Origin of the sequence: Aliivibrio sp. S4MY1, from assembly GCF_028765545.1 — a bacterium.
Lineage (GTDB): Bacteria > Pseudomonadota > Gammaproteobacteria > Enterobacterales > Vibrionaceae > Aliivibrio.
In genome coordinates this window covers 65,454-85,561 of record NZ_JARACP010000003.1, presented here as the reverse complement: position 1 = coordinate 85,561, position 20,108 = coordinate 65,454, and the positions used below count along the sequence as shown (strand labels likewise).

21 protein-coding genes are annotated in these 20,108 nt (G+C 40.6%); 11 read left to right on the top strand and 10 right to left on the bottom strand.

Translation table 11 applies throughout. The features are described from left to right. Positions 1–116: 116 nt before the first annotated feature. Genes frdA through frdD form a run of 4 tightly spaced genes read left to right on the top strand, consistent with a single transcriptional unit; the run spans position 117 to position 3,431 of the window. The gene (frdA, locus tag PVK71_RS04500; RefSeq protein WP_130043850.1) at positions 117–1,928 is read left to right on the top strand and encodes a fumarate reductase (quinol) flavoprotein subunit; all 1,812 of its coding nucleotides are present in this window, start codon (positions 117–119) and stop codon (positions 1,926–1,928) included. Beyond that, positions 1,928–2,671, top strand: coding sequence for a succinate dehydrogenase/fumarate reductase iron-sulfur subunit (locus PVK71_RS04495; protein ID WP_130043849.1), 744 nt, complete (start codon positions 1,928–1,930; stop codon positions 2,669–2,671). The genes frdA and PVK71_RS04495 overlap by 1 nt, the downstream gene beginning before the upstream one ends. Before the next feature lie 2 nt (positions 2,672–2,673). Further along, positions 2,674–3,057 (top strand): fumarate reductase subunit FrdC, encoded by a 384-nt coding sequence (frdC, locus tag PVK71_RS04490; protein ID WP_045101069.1) that lies wholly within the window; start codon positions 2,674–2,676, stop codon positions 3,055–3,057. A gap of 11 nt (positions 3,058–3,068) precedes the next feature. Beyond that, the gene (gene frdD, locus PVK71_RS04485; RefSeq protein ID WP_165366817.1) at positions 3,069–3,431 is read left to right on the top strand and encodes a fumarate reductase subunit FrdD; all 363 of its coding nucleotides are present in this window, start codon (positions 3,069–3,071) and stop codon (positions 3,429–3,431) included. A gap of 123 nt (positions 3,432–3,554) precedes the next feature. Here the strand turns inward: frdD and efp are convergent, their stop codons facing one another. Next, positions 3,555–4,121 carry an elongation factor P gene (efp, locus tag PVK71_RS04480; RefSeq protein ID WP_130043847.1) on the bottom strand — a complete coding sequence of 189 codons (567 nt, stop codon included), beginning with the start codon at positions 4,119–4,121 and terminating at the stop codon, positions 3,555–3,557. 32 nt (positions 4,122–4,153) lie between these two features. Between efp and epmB the strand changes: the two genes are divergently transcribed. Then, positions 4,154–5,176: an EF-P beta-lysylation protein EpmB gene (epmB, locus tag PVK71_RS04475; RefSeq protein WP_274419524.1), complete on the top strand. Its 1,023-nt coding sequence runs from the start codon at positions 4,154–4,156 to the stop codon at positions 5,174–5,176. A gap of 95 nt (positions 5,177–5,271) precedes the next feature. Here epmB and pfkA read toward each other — a convergent pair whose 3' ends face one another. From pfkA to PVK71_RS04460, 3 genes are all read right to left on the bottom strand, one after another. Further along, positions 5,272–6,234, bottom strand: coding sequence for a 6-phosphofructokinase (gene pfkA / locus PVK71_RS04470; RefSeq protein ID WP_274419525.1), 963 nt, complete (start codon positions 6,232–6,234; stop codon positions 5,272–5,274). Positions 6,235–6,452: 218 nt separating this feature from the next. Beyond that, on the bottom strand, positions 6,453–7,358 hold the full coding sequence (fieF, locus tag PVK71_RS04465; protein ID WP_130048548.1) for a CDF family cation-efflux transporter FieF: 906 nt from the start codon (positions 7,356–7,358) through the stop codon (positions 6,453–6,455). Between the two features lie 159 nt (positions 7,359–7,517). Then, complete coding sequence (locus PVK71_RS04460) at positions 7,518–8,012, bottom strand: CpxP family protein (protein WP_151656565.1); 495 nt, start codon at positions 8,010–8,012, stop codon at positions 7,518–7,520. 198 nt (positions 8,013–8,210) lie between these two features. Here PVK71_RS04460 and PVK71_RS04455 point away from each other — a divergent pair, with 198 nt between their 5' ends. The 3 genes from PVK71_RS04455 (at position 8,211) to PVK71_RS04445 (ending at position 10,885) form a co-directional block, all read left to right on the top strand. Beyond that, positions 8,211–8,894 carry a response regulator gene (locus tag PVK71_RS04455; protein ID WP_130088016.1) on the top strand — a complete coding sequence of 228 codons (684 nt, stop codon included), beginning with the start codon at positions 8,211–8,213 and terminating at the stop codon, positions 8,892–8,894. 3 nt (positions 8,895–8,897) lie between these two features. Beyond that, complete coding sequence (gene cpxA / locus PVK71_RS04450) at positions 8,898–10,289, top strand: envelope stress sensor histidine kinase CpxA (RefSeq protein WP_130088017.1); 1,392 nt, start codon at positions 8,898–8,900, stop codon at positions 10,287–10,289. A 116-nt stretch (positions 10,290–10,405) separates the two neighbouring features. Beyond that, on the top strand, positions 10,406–10,885 hold the full coding sequence (locus PVK71_RS04445; protein WP_130043997.1) for a tRNA (cytidine(34)-2'-O)-methyltransferase: 480 nt from the start codon (positions 10,406–10,408) through the stop codon (positions 10,883–10,885). Between the two features lie 77 nt (positions 10,886–10,962). Here the strand turns inward: PVK71_RS04445 and cysE are convergent, their stop codons facing one another. The 4 genes from cysE to PVK71_RS04425 all read right to left on the bottom strand — a co-directional run bounded on the left by cysE (position 10,963) and on the right by PVK71_RS04425 (position 14,022). After that, a complete protein-coding gene (gene cysE / locus PVK71_RS04440; protein ID WP_130048558.1) occupies positions 10,963–11,784 on the bottom strand; it encodes a serine O-acetyltransferase in 822 nt (273 codons plus the stop codon). An 18-nt stretch (positions 11,785–11,802) separates the two neighbouring features. Continuing rightward, positions 11,803–12,834: an NAD(P)H-dependent glycerol-3-phosphate dehydrogenase gene (gene gpsA, locus PVK71_RS04435; protein WP_274419526.1), complete on the bottom strand. Its 1,032-nt coding sequence runs from the start codon at positions 12,832–12,834 to the stop codon at positions 11,803–11,805. Between the two features lie 150 nt (positions 12,835–12,984). Continuing rightward, positions 12,985–13,455, bottom strand: a complete 471-nt coding sequence (gene secB / locus PVK71_RS04430) for a protein-export chaperone SecB (RefSeq protein ID WP_130043838.1) — start codon at positions 13,453–13,455, stop codon at positions 12,985–12,987. Positions 13,456–13,584: 129 nt separating this feature from the next. Beyond that, the gene (locus PVK71_RS04425; RefSeq protein WP_130043837.1) at positions 13,585–14,022 is read right to left on the bottom strand and encodes a rhodanese-like domain-containing protein; all 438 of its coding nucleotides are present in this window, start codon (positions 14,020–14,022) and stop codon (positions 13,585–13,587) included. A gap of 222 nt (positions 14,023–14,244) precedes the next feature. Here PVK71_RS04425 and PVK71_RS04420 point away from each other — a divergent pair, with 222 nt between their 5' ends. Then, the gene (locus PVK71_RS04420; protein ID WP_274419527.1) at positions 14,245–15,390 is read left to right on the top strand and encodes a murein hydrolase activator EnvC family protein; all 1,146 of its coding nucleotides are present in this window, start codon (positions 14,245–14,247) and stop codon (positions 15,388–15,390) included. A 168-nt stretch (positions 15,391–15,558) separates the two neighbouring features. On the opposite strand, the gene PVK71_RS04415 is transcribed toward PVK71_RS04420, so the two are convergent. Continuing rightward, positions 15,559–16,092: an FxsA family protein gene (locus PVK71_RS04415; protein WP_130043835.1), complete on the bottom strand. Its 534-nt coding sequence runs from the start codon at positions 16,090–16,092 to the stop codon at positions 15,559–15,561. A 430-nt stretch (positions 16,093–16,522) separates the two neighbouring features. Between PVK71_RS04415 and aspA the strand changes: the two genes are divergently transcribed. Together aspA and PVK71_RS04405 are read left to right on the top strand one after the other, a co-directional pair. Further along, positions 16,523–17,971: an aspartate ammonia-lyase gene (gene aspA / locus PVK71_RS04410; RefSeq protein WP_274419528.1), complete on the top strand. Its 1,449-nt coding sequence runs from the start codon at positions 16,523–16,525 to the stop codon at positions 17,969–17,971. Positions 17,972–18,137: 166 nt separating this feature from the next. Continuing rightward, complete coding sequence (locus tag PVK71_RS04405; protein WP_274419529.1) at positions 18,138–19,439, top strand: anaerobic C4-dicarboxylate transporter; 1,302 nt, start codon at positions 18,138–18,140, stop codon at positions 19,437–19,439. A 67-nt stretch (positions 19,440–19,506) separates the two neighbouring features. Here the strand turns inward: PVK71_RS04405 and PVK71_RS04400 are convergent, their stop codons facing one another. After that, the gene (locus tag PVK71_RS04400) at positions 19,507–19,932 is read right to left on the bottom strand and encodes a universal stress protein (protein ID WP_274419530.1); all 426 of its coding nucleotides are present in this window, start codon (positions 19,930–19,932) and stop codon (positions 19,507–19,509) included. Positions 19,933–20,108 lie beyond the last annotated feature (176 nt).

Here is a 20,108-nt window from a genome sequence, read left to right as displayed (position 1 = left end):
CAGAATTTTTAAGTTTTATTTGCTCTTTATTTGTCATACGAGCAGGCTAGATTCTCATAATTAATCACATTTGGATGGTTAATTTAATTTTTTATCTTTTATCCCGGAGAATAACTGTGAAAACGATAACCACAGATATTGCAGTGATCGGCGCGGGCGGTGCAGGTCTACGTACTGCCATTGCAGCAGCAGAAGCGAACCCAGAGCTAGAAATTGCTCTAATTTCAAAAGTTTACCCAATGCGTTCGCACACTGTTGCCGCGGAAGGTGGGTCAGCAGCCGTGACCAAGGAAGAAGATACACTAGACAATCACTTCAACGATACTGTTGGCGGTGGTGATTGGCTGTGTGAACAGGATGTTGTTGAATACTTTGTAAAAAATGCATACCGCGAGATGACTCAATTAGAACAATGGGGTTGTCCTTGGAGCCGTAAAGAAAATGGCGAAGTAAACGTTCGTCGTTTTGGTGGTATGAAAGTTGAACGTACATGGTTTGCTGCCGATAAGACCGGCTTCCATATGCTTCACACCCTATTCCAAACTTCAATGAAATACCCTCAAATCAACCGTTTTGATGAGTACTTTGTTGTTGATATTTTAGTTGAAGATGGTCAAGTTCAAGGTCTGATTGCTATTCATATGGCTGAAGGCGAACTTATTTGTATTAAAGCAAAATCTGTTGTTCTTGCAACGGGTGGCGCAGGTCGTGTTTACCACTGTAATACCAATGGCGGTATCGTTACTGGTGATGGTATGGCTATGGCATTCCGTCACGGTGTTCCACTACGTGATATGGAATTTGTTCAATACCACCCAACGGGCCTACCTGGCACAGGCATCCTGATGACTGAAGGTTGTCGTGGTGAAGGCGGTATCATCGTAAACAAAAATGGTTACCGTTACCTACAAGATTACGGCATGGGTCCTGAGACTCCTGTTGGTGAGCCTAAGAACAAGTACATGGAACTGGGTCCTCGTGACAAAGTTTCTCAAGCGTTCTGGCACGAACAACAAAAAGGCAACACTATCAAACACCCTCTTGGTGATGTAGTGCATTTGGATCTTCGCCATTTAGGTGAAGAGTACTTAAATGAACGTCTACCGTTTATCTGTGAGCTTTCAAAAGCCTACGTTAACGTTGATCCAGCAAAAGAGCCAATTCCAATTCGTCCTACAGTTCACTACACCATGGGTGGTATTGAAACGGATAAGAACAACGAAACAAACATCAAAGGTCTATTTGCTGTTGGTGAATGTTCTTCTGTTGGTCTTCACGGTGCAAACCGTCTAGGTTCAAACTCACTTGCTGAGTTAGTTGTATTTGGTCGCCTTGCAGGTGAAAAAGCCGCTGAGCGTGCTGCTGAATTCACAACTTGGAATGACGATGCTATCAAAGCACAAATTGAAGAAGTACAAGGCCGTATTGATGCATTACTAGCTCAAGAAGGCGATGAAAACTGGTCTGATATCCGTACGGAAATGGGCCATTCAATGGAAGCGGGTTGTGGTATCTATCGTAAAGAGCACGAGATGCAAGATACGATTGAGAAACTGGCTGAACTGAAAAAACGTTATAAAAACATTAGCATCAAAGATAAAGGTAAAGTGTTCAACACTGACCTATTATACGCTATCGAAGTAGGTTACGGCCTTGAAGTTGCTGAAACAATGGCTCACTCTGCGATTCTACGTAAAGAGTCTCGTGGTGCACACCAACGTCTAGATGAAGGTTGTACAGAACGTGATGATGTGAACTTCCTAAAACACTCATTAGCGTATTACAACAAAGATGCAGCGCCGACAATTAAATACAGCGATGTAACTATCACCAAATCTCAACCAAAAGCTCGCCTATACGGTGAAGCAGCAGAAAAAGCAGCAGCGGCAGAAGCTGAAGCAGCTAAGATCGCAGAGGAGCAAGCATAATGACAGCTGGTAAGAGAGTTCAAAAAGTAAGCATTATGCGTTACGACCCTATGGTAGATGAGAAACCTTATCTACAAGCGTTCGACGTACCTTGTGATGACACAACTTCTGTTCTTGATGCAATTGGTTACATCAAAGATAACCTAGACAAAAACCTATCTTACCGTTGGTCTTGTCGTATGGCGATCTGTGGCTCTTGTGGCATGATGGTAAACAACGTACCTAAGCTTGCTTGTAAAGCGTTCTTACGTGATTACCCAAATGGCTTAACACTAGAACCATTAGCAAACTTCCCTATCGAGAAAGACTTAATTGTTGATATGACGCCGTTCATCGAACGTCTAGAAGCAATCAAGCCTTATATTCTTGGTAACGACCGTACTCCAGATCAAGGTCCTAACACTCAGACTCCTGAGCAAATGGCAAAATACAAGCAGTTCGCTGGTTGTATCAACTGTGGTCTATGTTATGCAGCGTGTCCTCAATTCGGTCTAAACCCTGAATTCATCGGCCCTGCAGCACTAACACTGGCACACCGTTACAATCTTGATAGCCGTGATAACGGTTCTGCTGAGCGTATGAAGCTAATCAATGGCGACAACGGCGCATGGGGCTGTACGTTTGTAGGTTACTGTTCTGAAGTATGTCCAAAACACGTTGACCCTGCAGCAGCAGTTAACCAAGGTAAGATCGCATCGTCTCAAGACTTTGTTATCGCAATGCTTAAACCACAGGAGGCATAAGGATGAGCAACCGTAAACCTTACGTTCGCGAAATGACACGTACTTGGTGGAAAGATCACCCTTTCTACCGCTTCTACATGGTTCGTGAAGCAACAATTTTACCGTTAATTTTCTTTACTATCTGTCTGCTTGTTGGCTTAGGTAGTTTAGTGAAAGGTCCACTTGCTTGGGCTTCTTGGTTAGATTTCATGGCAAACCCTATTGTGGTTGCTCTGAACATTGTTGCTTTAGCGGGTAGCTTATTCCATGCTCAAACATTCTTTAGCATGATGCCGCAAGTAATGCCTATTCGTATCAGTGGTAAAACACTGGATAAGAAAGTCGTTGTTCTTGCACAATGGGCAGCCGTTGCTGCAATCACACTACTTGTATTGGTTATCGTTTAAGGAGAATTATTGTGGTAAATCTTAATCCAAAGCGTTCTGACGAACCAGTATGGTGGGGCTTATTCGGTGCCGGTGGTACTTGGTTTGCAATGCTAACACCAGTAACTATCTTAGTTCTTGGTATTTTAGTTCCACTAGGTGTGATTGGTCCTGAATCAATGAACTACCTACGTGTTGCTGGTTTTGTTACTAGCATCATTGGTGCATTATTTGTTATCGGTTCTATCTCTATGCCTATGTGGCATGCGATGCACCGTTTACATCATGGTATGCACGACCTAAAATTCCACACAGGTACTGCGGGTAAAATCGCATGTTACTCAGCGGCTGCTCTAGCAACTGTATTATCTGTTGTGTTTATCTTCATGATCTAATCATCATTTAGATACAAAAAAAGGTTGGCTTTATGCCAGCCTTTTTTGTATCTGCTATGTAATAAATAAAAAAGGCCACCGAAGTGACCTTTTATATAAAGCTATTCTCGATATAAATCGAAATTACTTCACACGACCAACATATTCGCCAGTACGTGTATCAACTTTAACTACTTCGCCGATAGCGATGAATAGTGGAACACGAACTACTGCACCAGTAGAAAGCGTTGCTGGTTTACCACCAGTACCTTGAGTATCACCTTTCAGGCCTGGGTCTGTTTCAGTCACTTCAAGTTCAACAAAATTTGGCGGTGTCACTGTAATTGGATTATCATTCCAAAGAGTCAGTGTACAAGTGTCGTTTTCTACTAACCATTTAGCAGCGTCACCTACTGATTTTACATCAGCAGCGATTTGCTCAAAGCTTACGCTGTTCATGAAGTGGTAAAATTCACCGTCGCTGTATAGGTAGTCTAGCTCTACGTCTACAACGTCTGCTAATTCAAAGCTTTCACCTGATTTAAATGTTTTTTCTAGTGTTTTACCAGAAAGCAATCTACGAAGTTTTACACGGTTGAATGCTTGACCTTTACCTGGCTTAACATATTCGTTCTCGATAATTGAGCATGGCTCATTATCTAGCATAAATTTCAAACCGCCTTTGAATTCATTGGTACTTACTGACGCCATGATTTCCTCTTAACATCGTTGAGTTATAAATAATGTCACACATAATAACCCGAAATGACGCTCCTGTTGAGCAAAACTGGCTCAAAGAACTAGCGAATGCGATCTCTGACCCTCATCAGTTACTCTCAACACTAGGTATTGATAGCTCTTCATGGGAGAAAGGTCTAGAAGCGAAAAAGTTATTTGCGTTACGTGTGCCGACAAGTTTTGTCGATAGAATGGAATTTGGCAACCCTTTTGATCCTTTATTACGCCAAGTATTGCCTTTAGATCAAGAATTCGAGGTACATGAAGGATATTCGAACGATCCTTTAGAGGAGCAAGACAACGAACAACCGGGTTTACTGCATAAATACAAAAACCGAGTTCTGTTAATTGTAAAGGGAGGTTGTGCCGTGAATTGTCGTTATTGCTTCCGCCGTCATTTCCCATATCAAGATAACAAAGGCAGTAAGGCCATTTGGCAAGAGTCCATCGATTACATTGCAAATCATCCTGAAGTAAATGAAGTCATCTTTTCTGGTGGTGATCCTTTAATGGCAAAAGATCATGAACTGACATGGTTAATTGAACATATTGAAGCGATTCCGCACATCAAGCGCCTTCGTATCCACTCTCGCTTACCGGTAGTAATACCAAACCGTATTACTGATACGTTGTGTCAGCTATTTAAACAAACACGCTTACAAATCATTCTAGTGACTCATATTAACCATGCTAACGAGATTAACGCTGAGTTAGTAAATAAAATGACTCAATTAAAGCAATCAAACGTCACACTATTAAATCAAAGTGTATTACTTAAAGATGTGAATGATACAGCAAGGACATTGACTGATTTAAGTGAGGCATTGTTTGATGCGGGCATTTTACCCTATTACCTTCATGTATTAGACAAGGTGCAAGGTGCTGCTCATTTCTTTGTTTCTGATGAAAAAGCAAAGCAATTAATGGGGGAGTTAATTGAAAATGTTTCTGGTTATCTTGTTCCTACACTTGCCAGAGAAATTGGTGGTAGAAAAAGTAAAACACCTCTCGATTTATATTTAGAGTAATTCCATTAACATAACTCCTTTGAATCATAAGTATTCAGATATAAAAAAACCGAAGCGAATGCTTCGGTTTTTTATCTCTAACGTTTAATTCTAAATTAGAATAACTCTTCAGCTACTTTGTATAGCTCAAGTTTTTCTGGGCGACGCATGTTTTCAATTGCATCGATGATATCGTGATGAACTAATTGCTCATTCTGAATACCAACACAACGGCCACCGTGACCATCAATCAACAATTTAACACCAAAGTTACCCATACGAGACGCAAGGATACGGTCAAATGCACCAGGTTGGCCGCCACGCTGAATGTGACCAAGAACGGTTGCACGAGTTTCACGACCCGTTTCAGCTTCGATCTCTTTTGCTAAACTATTAACATCAGTCATTAACTCAGTGATAGCGATGATTGCATGCTTTTTGCCTTTTGCAATGCCATCTTGAATGTTCTGAATTAACGCGTCTTTATTTAGGCCAGTTTCTGGAGTAATAACATACTCACAACCGCCCGCAATTGCAGCCATTAATGTTAAATCACCACAGTGACGGCCCATAACTTCTACAATAGAGATACGTTGGTGAGAAGAAGACGTATCACGTAAGCGGTCAATCGCATCAATAACTGTGTTTAATGCCGTTAGGTAACCAATAGTGTAGTCAGTACCAGCGATATCGTTATCGATTGTGCCAGGCAGACCGATACATGGGTAACCCATCTCAGTTAACTTCTTCGCGCCCATGTAAGAACCATCACCACCGATAACAATTAATGCATCGATGTCGTGTTTCTTAAGGTTCTCGATCGCTTTTTCACGAACAGCAACTTCTTTAAACTCAGGAAAACGTGCTGAACCTAAGAATGTACCGCCGCGGTTGATCATATCAGATACGCTATGGCGCTCTAATTTCTCGATACGGTCTTCAACAAGACCTAAGTAGCCATCATGAATACCAAATACTTCTAGGCCTTCGGTTAATGCTGTACGAACAACACCACGAACTGCCGCATTCATACCCGGCGCATCGCCACCACTTGTTAAAACACCAATCTTCTTGACCATGGTTACCCTCTAATATGGTTGGGAATTTCAATTTCAATTTCTAATACAGCAAGTAAACTCCCTAATCTACTCACCATTAATAATCTGTAATTTTTTTTCTTATGTAAGAGTATTACCAGTTTACTGAAAAAGTTCGTTGATTCACATCAGAATCAATCACGACTGTTTCATTTTTCTGTTACGAAAAAACAATTATTGCTAATAATACTACATACTCACTAACTAAACTGACTCTGCTCTCTGTCTGAGTCTAGCACAACTGAAAGTGGGTCTTGATGAATTATAATATCAGAATGTGGAAATACTGTTAAAAGTTCATCTTCAACTTTATCCGCAATACGATGTGCTTCAACTAATGGCATATGATCTGGCAACTCTAAATGCAGTTGAATAAATCGGGTTGGACCTGCTAAACGCGTTCGTAAATCATGAATCCCTTTAACCCCCTCGACTCGACAACACGCCTCTCTTATCTGATCCAACTCTTCCTGTGGCAGTTGTCTATCAAGTAATAGTTGAATCGCCTCATACGCCATTTTAAATGCGCTAATTAAAATATACACACCAATGACTAAGGCAAAAATAGCATCAGCTTGATGCCAACCATACCAACTTAATGCAAGTGCTAACATAATAGCGGCATTCATGAATAAATCGGTTTTGTAGTGCAACGAATCAGCAGCAATAGCCTGACTTCCCGTCTGTTTAACCACCCATTGCTGGAACATAACAAGGCCAAGAGTTAACACAATAGCAAACCCACTGACATACACCCCTAACTCAGGAGCAATAACATCTTGAGGACGGAAAAAACGCTCAACCCCATTCAATAATAAGAAGCAAGCAGAACCAGAAATAAACATTGCCTGAGCTAACGCCGCTAGCGACTCCGCCTTACCATGCCCAAAACGGTGCTCTTCATCAGCAGGTTGTAATGCATAACGGACGACTAAAAGATTAGTTATAGATGCGCCCATATCAAGCAAAGAGTCAACTAACGAAGCCAATAAACTGACTGAACCCGTTACCCACCAAGTTCCTAATTTAAATAGCATTAAAATTGTCGCAACAATGGTTGCAAGCCATGCAGCCGTAGTCACTAAAGACGCGTATCGTTGAGTCATGTTTCATCCATCTACCTAAAAATCAAACTTTAGTATAAAGGGTTACGCTCAAGATAGTTATTCCATTTATTAATATATTTACAACAAAATAGGTCTAAATAAAAAACGGACCTTTATTTATCATAAAGGCCCGTTTTCATTTTCTAGAGATAATTGCGTTTATTTAGCGCAATCAGCAATGTACTTATCTTGATTTGCTTTAAATTCTGCTTTTTGCTCTGGCGTTAGAATATTCATCATTTCATGACGTTTTTTCATCATTTCAACACGGCGATCGATTTGACGCTGTGACATTTTTTCAGCTAAATTACGTACTGCCTGCTCATCAAAATTATCCGCTAACATTAAGTTTTGCATCGCTTCATGATCGGCTTTCATTTCAGCCGTTGGCTGACGTTTTTGACCTTTCTTCGCTTTCATTTCAGCTTTACGAGCGTCACGCATTTCATCAAATTTATCTTCTTGAGCATCAGTAAGATCTAAATCTTTAAACGCCTTCTTATTTGCTTTCATCATACACTTACCACCATGCATGCCTTCACCGCCTTTCATTCCACCTTCGTGATGACCACCACCAAAAGCAAATGCCGATGCAGAAGCAAAAGAAAGAGGAAGAACAACTGCGCCTAAAATCATTTTTTTCATCATGTTCATTGTGTTATCTCCGTTACAGAAAATGTGTTTCAATCAAAAATCAGCTTGCTGCTGCTTGGTATGGAGTAAGAATAGCTCAGTAAACGTAAATGAGTGTATTTTGTGCGTAAAGCAACGTAAAGGTTATTTTGAAGGTTGGTATTCCTTCATTTATTTGGCGATACTACACTTAGAAACTATTTATGTAGGTGAATAAAAATGGCAAAGATTTTATTAGTTGATGACGATATTGAGCTAACCGCACTACTAAAAGATATCCTAAGTTTAGAAGGTTATCAGGTTACGGAGGCAAATAATGGCATTGAAGGCCTTGAAGCGATCACTAATGATTTAGACTTGATCCTACTTGATATCATGATGCCAAAAATGAATGGCATGGACATGCTTCGTAAATTACGAGAGACCAATGAAACTCCTGTATTAATGCTTACAGCAAAAGGAGAAGAAATTGATCGTGTTATTGGTTTAGAACTTGGTGCCGATGATTACCTACCAAAACCTTTTAGTGATAGAGAACTACTGGCTCGTATTCGCGCTATTTTGCGTCGTACACAAAATAAAACCAAAGAGAGCAACAGCAGCAGCATTAAATATCAAGGCATTGAGATATTTATAGGCAAACAAGAAGCCTATAATCATGGTGAATTGCTAGACTTAACTGGAACTGAGTTTGGGTTATTGTCTCAATTTATTCAAAAACCAGGAGAGATCATCTCTAAAGAAGAACTCAGCCTAGAAGTGCTTGGTAAACGCCTAGCACCCTTTGATCGCGCTATTGATATGCACGTTTCAAACTTACGTAAAAAATTACCACCACTCTCAGAAGGAAAGCCACGCATTAAAACCTTACGTGGTCGTGGCTATTTGTTTGTTGAGGAATAATTGGTGTTTAAAGTAAATACACGCTTCCCTCTTTTATCCAGCTTATATGGCCGTATCTTTGCCATATTTTGGTTTACCTTATTATTGGTTTTAATTGGGGTTGTTATTGGCCCTAATTTTGATCCACGATCTCGCCATAATATCGCAACTGAACATCTTACTAAAATGACTCAAATTGCTGCCTACATTACAGGGAAATACTCTGAGCGCGACAATTTAAAAAAGACCTTAAAAGAGATTAGCCATAAAGCACATCAACACGATGAAAACCTCGATCTATTTTTCACAACCCCTACTGGCGAAATTTTAGATAAACCTAAAGAGCTACGAGGAAGAAAAAAAGCGTTACTTAACTTTTTAACACTTTCTGATGACCCTGATCTTCCTCAACAAAAACTGTATGGCAGAACCATGATGGCGGGGCCTTTTGATATCGTCATCGCTCATGAAACCGTGTACATGTATGTGGGGCGATATTGGAAAAAGCCCCCACCATTTATTCTTAGAATATTAGATAAACCAGGGCAATTATTACTAGTGACCATGCTCGTTAGTACGCCTTTTTTACTTTGGCTTGCTTGGGCGTTAAGTCAACCTGCAAGACGTTTACAAAAAGCAGCAGAGCGGGTTGCTAAAGGCCAATTTGAAAAAGATGAGGCGTTAGAAAAAGGGCCAAGAGAATTTAGAAAAACAGGGCAAAGCTTTAATCAGATGGTCGGGTCACTCAACACCATGATCTCAGGCCAGCAGCGCTTATTATCTGATATTTCTCATGAACTACGCTCTCCCTTAACTCGTTTAAGAATGGCAACAGCCCTTGCCACTCGTAAGCAAGGTGAAAGCGCTGAGTTATCTCGTATTGATATGGAAGCGGATCGATTAGAGCAGATGATTTCTGAGCTATTAGAACTCTCTCGAATACAAGTAAACAGCCATCAAGAACGAGAGAAAACTGACGCTTACTCATTATGGTTTGATATTTTAGAAGATGCCAAATTTGAGGCAGAGCATTCAAATAAAATACTGACTTATTCTGATTTAAAAGAAACGCCTATTTTTGGTAACCCTAATCTATTAATGAGTGCGGTTGAAAACGTAATACGCAATGCTATTAAGTACGGTAATGATGTGGTCACTGTGAATATCAATGATAATGGCAACATTCTCACCATCACCGTTGATGACAATGGGGATGGTGTACCAGAAGATGAACTCAAGGATATCTTCAAACCCTTCTATCGAGTATCTACCGCTCGAGATCGAAGCAGTGGCGGAACAGGTCTTGGTCTGGCGATTACCGAAAGTGCTATTCACCAGCACAGCGGCACCATCATTGCGAGTAAAAGCCCTCTTGGCGGATTGCGCATGACCATTACGCTACCTATCGAACAATAATAACTTGTCACAACATGGCTTATCTCAAAGTAAGCCATGTTGTTACTCGTATGCTCTACCCCGATACCTATCAATTAGATATACTGAGTTTACTTTCCGTTATTCAAGAGTTCACTATGTTTGATATTGCGTTGTACGAACCTGAAATCGCCCCAAATACGGGTAACATCATTCGCCTGTCTGCTAACTGTGGTGCAAATCTGCATTTAATTGAACCATTAGGATTCGATTTAGAAGAGAAAAAACTTCGCCGAGCAGGGTTAGATTATCATGAGTTAACCCATGTAAAACGTCATAAAGATTACGCTGCCTTTCTTGATTATTTAGAAAATGAAAGTGAAGGTGAACACCGTATCTTTGCCTGCACAACCAAAACGACAGGCCATCACACCACTCCAAGCTATCAAAAGGGAGATGTGTTGTTATTCGGCCCAGAGACTCGTGGATTGCCCGCTGATTTAATTGATGGCTTACCAATGGAACAACGTGTTCGAATTCCTATGATGCCAGACAGCCGCAGTTTAAACTTATCAAACTCTGTTGCTATCATCGTATTTGAAGCGTGGCGTCAAATGGGATTTGAAGGCGGGTTATAATTCCAAAGCTCATAGCTCAAATACAAAAATAGCCACTCAATAGTGGCTATTTTTATACGCATAAGGAATGGGATATATTAAATTCCATCACCAGACATAAACGTTTGTGACTTACCATTAAACTGTTGGTCCATATCGAGCGATGGCATTTCAGAGCTAGGGCGCCCAACAATTTTAGCAGGAACACCGGCAACCGTAGTATGTGGAGGGACGGCTTGCAGAACCACAGAGCACGAACCAATCTTAGCACCAACACCCACTTCAATATTACCTAAAATCTTCGCACCCGCACCGATCATAACGCCTTCACGGATCTTAGGGTGACGATCGCCACACTCTTTACCCGTACCACCGAGTGTCACATCTTGCAGAATAGAAACATCATTCTCAACCACGGCCGTTTCACCAATGACGATGCCCGTCGCATGGTCAAACATGATCCCTTTACCAATGGTCGCCGCAGGATGCACATCCACCTGACAAGCAACAGAAATTTCATTTTGCAGATACGTCGCTAATGCAACACGACCTTGCTTCCAAAGCCAGTTAGATACACGATACCCTTGCAGTGCGTGATAGCCTTTTAAATACAATAAAGGCATTGAGTACATAGAAACCGCAGGATCTCGAGTCACAGTCGCGCAAATATCGCACGCAGCCGCATCGGTAAGAGAAGGATCAGAAGCAAATGCTTCCTCTACCACTTCACGAACTGCCATTGCAGGCATAGAGGCTGTCGCCAACTTATTCGCTAAAATATAACTTAATGCTGCAGCAAGGTTTTCATGTTTTATGATGGTGGCATGATAAAAGCTTGCAAGCATAGGTTCTTGTTCTGACTGCTCACGCGCTTCTCGAACAATGCACTCCCATACTTGGTGTTTTTTACATTCTTTCATTTTCATACCATCCTTGAATTACGATTCTGATTTCTTATCTCGCGCTAATAAGTCCTGCGCAGCAACTCTTGCATCTTTTCCTTGATACAATACTTGATAAATTTGCTCAACTATAGGCATTTCAACACCCATACGATCAGCAAGTAGCCATACTTCTTTGGTATTGCGATACCCTTCAACCACTTGACCAATTTCTGCTTGAGCGCTATCTACATCACCGCCTTGACCTAAAGCCAAACCAAAACGACGGTTACGAGATTGGTTATCGGTACACGTTAACACTAAATCACCTAAGCCAGCCATCCCCATAAAGGTTTCAGCTTCTGCGCCTAAAGCCACGCCTAAACGAGTCATTTCAGCCAAACCACGGGTAATTAATGCAGTACGAGCATTAGCACCAAAGCCAATACCATCAGACATACCCGCACCAATAGCGATTACGTTCTTCACTGCTCCGCCTAATTGCATTCCAGTAAAATCGTTATTGGCATAAACACGGAATGTTTTAGAGCAGTGGATTTTTTCTTGTAAATCTTTAACAAACTCTTGGTCAGGAGACGCAACAGCAATCGCCGTTGGCATACCAGATGCAAGTTCTTTAGCAAAAGTAGGTCCAGAAAGCACAGCCAGTGAATGAGATTCACCTAACGCTTCTACTGCCACTTCTTTTAATAAACGACCTGTTTCAGGCTCTAGTCCTTTTGTCGCCCAACATATACGAGAATCATCACGTAAGAATGGTTTTACATTACCTAGTACCAAACCAAAAACATGACTTGGAACTACAACCAGTAAATCGCGACTTGCTTGCACTGATTTTTCAAGATCCGTAGACATGATTAATGACGGTGGGAAAGCAACACCCGGCAAAAACTCTTCATTAGCACGATCGGCTTCAAGGCGAGCTATATGTGATTCTTCATGACCCCATAAAATCACTTTTGCGCCATTACGAGCAAGAGAGATAGCAAGAGAAGTTCCGTATGAGCCAGCACCAAGTACGGTCATGGAAATATCAGAGTAATCGGTTTGTGTTGTCATTGTGACCATCCAAAACAAGTATCAAAGGATACTAGAGTAATAAAAGCAAAATGCACTTTTTATCAAAATTTAATTTCTATATTCAGTATAGAAACTATCTTAGATAAAAAAGTGCATTTATTCTCTACAAATTAATCAATAGCGCAAGGCTATTCATTATTAAGCTTCAGAAGGCGCAGCTGCGTTTTCTTGAGCTTGGTTTTGTAGGTAATTCATGAACAATGCGTCAAAGTTAACTGGTGCAAGGTTCAATTGTGGGAACGTACCTTTAACCACTAGGCTAGAGATCGTTTCACGAGCATATGGGAACAGAATGTTCGGGCAGAATGCACCTAGACAATGTGCTAGTTGAGCTTCTTCCATTTGGCCAGCAGTAAAGATACCACCTTGTTGAACTTCACAAAGGAATGCCGTTTCTTCTTCGTTCTTAACCGTAACAGTTAAACGTAGAACGACTTCGTAAACACCTTCGCCTAGTTCACGGCTTTGAGTATCAAGGTCCAGTTTAACATCTGGATTCCACTCTTTTTGGAACATAGTTGGAGAGTTAGGAGCCTCAAAAGATACGTCTTTTAGGAAGATACGTTGAATTGCAAAGTTTTGTTGCTCTTGTTGTGCTGCTTCAGCCATGGGAAAGTCCTTTCTATATATGTATGTATGAATGCAGAATAACGCTGTGATATTACTCTGCATTCGTGATATCTAAAAAATGGGCCAGATATCACATCAAAATGAATCAGTTGCTTATGAAATGGGCAATTACTTTTTGCCTTTTACTAACGGTAAGTTAGCTTCATTCCAAGAGATTAGGCCATTCTTAAGCAATTTAACTTGCTCAAAACCTTCTTTATGCAGATCATTTGCTGATGCTTGAGCGGTTTGGCCTGTTTTACATACCACAATAATTGGGGTTGTTTTTGAGTTTTCAAGACCAGCTAGGTTACCGGCTTTAATATCACTTGGTAAAATGTGACGAGCACCCGTAATATGGCCTGATTTAAACTCATCTTTAGAGCGAATATCTAACACAATCGCATCTTCACGGTTCATTAGTGTTGTTGCTTGTGAAGGATCCACTTCTTGGTAGCCTGCCGTTTTTTGTTTTACTACGTTTTGAATCAACGCAACAACAATACCAATCCACACAACAGCTAAAATCATGTTATTGGTTACAAAATCGATGATTGACGTTTCCATATTCTTTATCTCTGATTTTTGGATAACCACATGCCATTAGACGATGTCAGTTACCATGGGCTCTAAAATGAAGTCGAAAGTATACCCTAGGGTTTGTTCGGAGACTAGCGAGGATAAAAAAACTGATAAGAACAACAAAAATGCTGTGATATTGGTTTTACAATTGAGACCAAATAAAAACTCTATCTAGTCAGAACTCACTCTATCTGAAATAATGCAGCGATGAATATATCCTTTTTTAATAAGCCTATTCCTAGTCGTAAATTTCTTACGACCGCGATCGTGTGCCTGACATTTGCACTTCCTCTTATCGCTCATGCGAATGACGCTGAATTAAAAGGAATGAAACAAGAAATATCTCGTCAGAGCTCAGTATTAAGTAAACAGAAAAAAGAGCTATCAAGTCTTCAATCTAGTCTTAAAAAGCACGAACTATCTATTGCTAACGCCTCCAAAAAAGCGCGCAATGCAGAGCGAGAACTAGAGGCAGTAAAACGCTCGATAACCGAATTAAAACAGCAACAATCAGAACTTACTCAACAACAAATTGAACAGACCGAAGTACTAAAAGACTTACTCGTCAATTACTACTTAATAAGTCGCAATAATCAACTTTCTAATGTACTCAGCGGCGATGAGGTCACTAAAATCGATCGCATGACACAATACGCCCAACGTATTTCTGAAGCCCGAGTGGGTGCGATTTCTCAATTAGAATTCACAACGATGCAGCTGAGAGAAAAAGAAGTCTCTCTTCTTAAACAGCAACAACGACAAAGTGAGTTATTAACTCAATACAAGCAAGAAAAAACCACACTGCAAACATCACAAAACAAACGTAAGAAAACCGTTTCCAGTATCAAAAAACGCATTTCAAATGAAAATGGTTACTTAAATGAACTGCAGCAAAATGAAAAACGCTTAAAAGTTGCCATCGCAAAAGCGAAAGCAAGTAACAATGTACCTATGGATGGTATTGCTCGTCAAAAAGGGCGTTTACCTTGGCCTATTAGCAATGCCAAAACACTTCATAGTTTTGGAACAAAACAAACAGGGCAGCTCACTTGGAAAGGTATGGTGCTAGCCAGTGAATACGGTACACCAGTAAAAGCCGTTGATTCTGGTAAGGTCGTTTTTGCTGATTGGTTACGAGGCTATGGCTTAATGGTGTTAATCGATCACGGTAAAGGTGATATGACACTTTATGGCTACAACCAAAGCTTAATGAAGAAAGAAGGCGATAAGGTGCAAGCAGGAGAGACGATTGCGGTTGTTGGTGACAGTGGCGGTCAAGACAGACCTTCACTTTACTTTGAGATCCGCCGTAACAGTAAGGCACAAAACCCACGCTCTTGGTTAAGGCGTTAGTAGTTTAGTGATTTGCTAAAATAACAATTATGAATAGAGTTCAGATCGCTTCGCTCGCAGAATTCAGAGATGATCGCAGTAATAACTGCGATCAATCTGAGTCCTTTAAGGGAGCTTGCGACCGATCTGAATTCTTATCTTTCTAAACGTTAAAATATTAAAGCGAGATTATTTTAAGGTTTTATTTGGATCGTCTTCTTTACGTTGAAACTCACCTTCAAATACATCGCCTTGTTGATCATTCTGGTTTGTACGATCAAATGGGTTACCTTGATTAAACGGACCATTTTGATCAAAGCCACCACCAAACCCTGCATGAAAACCACCCTGTGATGCTCCCATGCCATTTACTTTTACACGGCTCATTAGCTGTTTAGCTAAATACGCTCTCGGTGCTGGAAGCAATACCAGCATACCTAATGCATCAGTCATAAAACCAGGAACAAGCAATAACACACCAGCAACGGCAAGCATGACACCTTCTACTATTTGCTGTGCAGGTAATTCACCTTGTTGTAATTTTGATTGCACTGACATTAGAGTCTGAATGCCTTGGCTACGGACTAATGACGCACCAACAAAAGCGGTGATCAATACTAATCCAAGTGTTGGCCACATCCCTAACATGCCCCCTACTTGCACAAACAGCGCAATTTCAATAATGGGAACAAAAATAAACAATAATAATAAAATAGGAAACACAATATACCTCGATTAGATTTGATACGAACTTTCACTTTTCGCTTCATTTAGTGTAGCAGGCATTCTCTGCGAACCACTTTTTCTCTCTCTATTATGATAGATGCGGCACATCCCCTCATTTTTCAAGAAAATCTTCTGTAAAAGAGTGTAAACAGCCATCAAATTCATTAACTCGATTAGCAGTTATATAACCTACAAAGTAAATATATTAACAACTAGTGAGAGCATTATCTCAATTTGAAATATTTTGCAAAAACTAGACTTAAAAAGTGATCAACTTAACACTTTTACCACTAAAGAGGTGTATGATGACGTTAAAACAAGGCATCAGGTACGATATTGATCACCCTCTGACGAACGGACTCTACTCGCAGATATGATCACTTGGACAGAATCCAATAATTAAAATATAGAACCTTAAAGGCTTACTATGACTCAGATGCTTGATTTAGAAAAAACGAATACTGCAACTCGTATTGAAGAAGATTTGCTAGGTGAACGTCATGTTCCTTCTGAAGCTTACTACGGTATTCACACTCTTCGCGCTATGGAAAACTTCAACATTTCAAATGTAACTATTTCTGATGTTCCTGAGTTTGTTCGTGGCATGATCTACACTAAAAAAGCAGCCGCTTTAGCTAACAAAGAATTAGGTGCTATCCCTTCACAAGTTGGTGAGTACATCATCAAAGCATGTGATTTAATTCTTGAAACTGGCAAGTGTATGGATCAATTCCCATCAGATGTTTACCAAGGCGGTGCTGGTACTTCAGTTAACATGAATGCTAACGAAGTTATTGCTAACGTTGCCCTTGAACTAATGGGTAAAGAGAAAGGCGAATACGATATCATTAACCCTAATGATCACGTTAACCGTTCTCAATCAACTAACTGTGCATACCCAACAGGTTTCCGTATTGCGGTATACAACAGCATGATGAAACTGATCGAAGCGATTGAATACCTAAAAGGCGCATTCGATCTTAAAGATCAAGAATTCCGTAACATTCTGAAGATGGGTCGTACTCAACTTCAAGATGCCGTTCCAATGACGGTTGGCCAAGAATTCCACGCTTGGGGTGTTTTGCTTCAAGAAGAAGTGAAAAACCTTCACTACACAGCACAACTTCTATTAGAAGTGAACATTGGTGCTACGGCAATCGGTACTGGCTTAAACGCAGCGACAGGTTACCAAGAAGCAGCAGTTCGCCACCTATCTGAAGTAACTGGTCTACCATGTGTTGCAGCTGAAGATTTAATCGAAGCAACATCTGACTGTGGTGCTTACGTAATGATCCACGGTGCGCTAAAACGTACTGCGGTTAAAATGTCTAAAATTTGTAATGACTTACGTCTTCTTTCTTCTGGTCCTCGTGCTGGTCTAAATGAATTGAACCTTCCAGAGCTTCAAGCTGGTTCTTCAATCATGCCTGCAAAAGTTAACCCAGTAATCCCAGAAGTAGTTAACCAAGTATGTTTCAAAGTAATTGGTAACGATATTACAGTGACTTTCGCTGCTGAAGCGGGCCAACTGCAATTAAACGTAATGGAACCAGTAATTGGCCAAGCACTGTTCGAATCTATCGACATCTTGAAAAATGCCTGTGTGAACCTACGTGACAAATGCATCGATGGCATCACTGTGAACAAAGAAGTATGTGAAGCTCACGTATTTAACTCTATCGGTATCGTTACTTATCTAAACCCATTCATTGGCCACCACGAAGGTGACATTGTTGGTAAGATTTGTGCTGAAACAGGTAAAAACGTTCGTGATGTAGTTCTTGAACGTGGTCTTCTAACAGAAGAACAATTAGATGACATCTTCTCTGTAGAGAACCTGATGCATCCTGAATACAAAGCAAAACGTTACGATTAATCCGTAACACCTAAAATAGCGAGCTCACTGAAGCTCGCTTTTTTTATCGTCCTAATTTTTAATCAAAAAAAACTAAGTAATCATTCATACTTTTATTGGTTTGCTGTATATAGCTGTCCAATAAAAATCTGAATAATTATTTTAAATTTAAACACTGGAGTTATATATGGTTGCTGTACAGCTTCTCGTCGTACTACTGTTCATCTATTTAGGTGCACGTATTGGCGGTATCGGTATCGGTTTTGCGGGTGGTGCGGGCGTACTTGTTCTTACCATGATCTTAGGTCTAGACGCTGGTTCTATCCCTATCGACGTTATTTTAATCATCATGTCTGTTATCACTGCGATTGCTGCTATGCAAGTGGCTGGTGGTATGGATTGGTTGGTTGACCTAGCAGAAAAATTCTTACGTAAAAATCCAAAACGCATTACTTTCTACGCACCAATCGTGACTTATTTCATGACGATGCTAGCAGGTACCGGTCACACTGCATTCTCTACGCTTCCTGTTATTGCTGAAGTTGCTAAAGAACAAGGTGTTCGTCCTTCTCGCCCACTTTCTATCGCTGTTGTTGCTTCTCAAATTGCAATCACTGCATCTCCAATCTCAGCGGCGGTTGTTTTCTTCTCTGGTATCCTTGAGCCTCTAGGTGTGGATTATCTAACGCTATTAGCAGTATGTATTCCATCAACATTCCTAGCGTGTATGGTTGGTGCATTCGTTGCTAACTTCCTAGGCTGTGAGCTGAAAGATGATGCTGTTTATCAAGAGCGTCTTGCAAAAGGCCTAATTAAGATGAATGGCGAAGGTAAACGTGAAATCTTACCAACGGCAAAAGCGTCTGTTTACATTTTCTGTGTGGCAATTGTTGCTGTTGTTGCTTATGCAACGATGATCAGTGGCAGTGTTGGTCTTATTGAACACCCAACTATTGGTCGTAACGAAGCTATTATGACATTAATGCTAACCGCAGCTGCTGCTATCGTGACGTTCACTAAAATTGATGCGTCTAAAATTGCTAATGCTGCGACATTCAAATCAGGCATGAGTGCTTGTGTGTGTGTGCTTGGTGTTGCGTGGCTTGGTGATACGTTTGTGTCTTCTCACATTGGTGAAATCAAAGAGTTCTCAGCTGAGATCCTTGCACAATACCCGTGGATGCTAGCGATTGTTTTATTCTTTGCCTCTATGCTTCTTTACTCTCAAGGCGCAACAACAACGGCTCTAATGCCTGCTGCACTAGCAATTGGTGTTGCACCAATTACTGCGGTTGCTTCTTTTGCGGCAGTAAGCGCACTGTTCGTTCTTCCAACTTACCCTACGCTACTTGCTGCGGTTGAAATGGATGACACAGGTTCAACACGTATTGGTAATCTTGTATTTAACCACCCATTCTTCATTCCGGGTGTTGCTACGATTACAACTTCGGTTGCACTAGGTTTTGTATTCGGCGGTATTATTCTTTAATCGGTGAATTGCAATAATATCCCTCAAAATGGCAGCTGATTAAGCTGCCATTTTTTTGTCTGTTTACTCATGAACAGATCGGTACGACCAATATATCAATAGGAGAGTGATGAATTAGCGGTCGAGAATATGAGATGATTTTACTTAAGAAATCATGATGATGTCCGCAAATCAATAAATCGATTTCATTCACTTTTACTGCTTTATCTACTTTATGGCTAAGATCTCCCGTTCCTACCCAAAAGCTCTCAATTGGAAACGGAGTATATTGCTGAAAATCATTAAGCCATTTATTTGAAGGTTCATTTAATGGTTTACGATCCGGCTCTGCTTGTATATCAATGAGCTCAGGATAAATCTCACCATGAGTACCATCAATATGAATAAAAGACACTTTGGCATCTAATAGCTCCGCCATAGAAACGGCTCTATCAATCAACACATGACTCTCTTCTGAAAGATCCAGTGCAACAAGGATATGTTTGTATTTCATCACGCAGTCCTCTTATGACTCATTCTATTAATTAATCATCGTAACAAGCATAGTTTCTAAGCAGGTAAAAGAGTGTCGTAGGGATCTCGAAACGGTGACAAATAAAAAATAATTACACTAGGTAGCGAAGAGAAAGGAGCAGATCATTAATACAATTGATACTATACTTGTCGAAC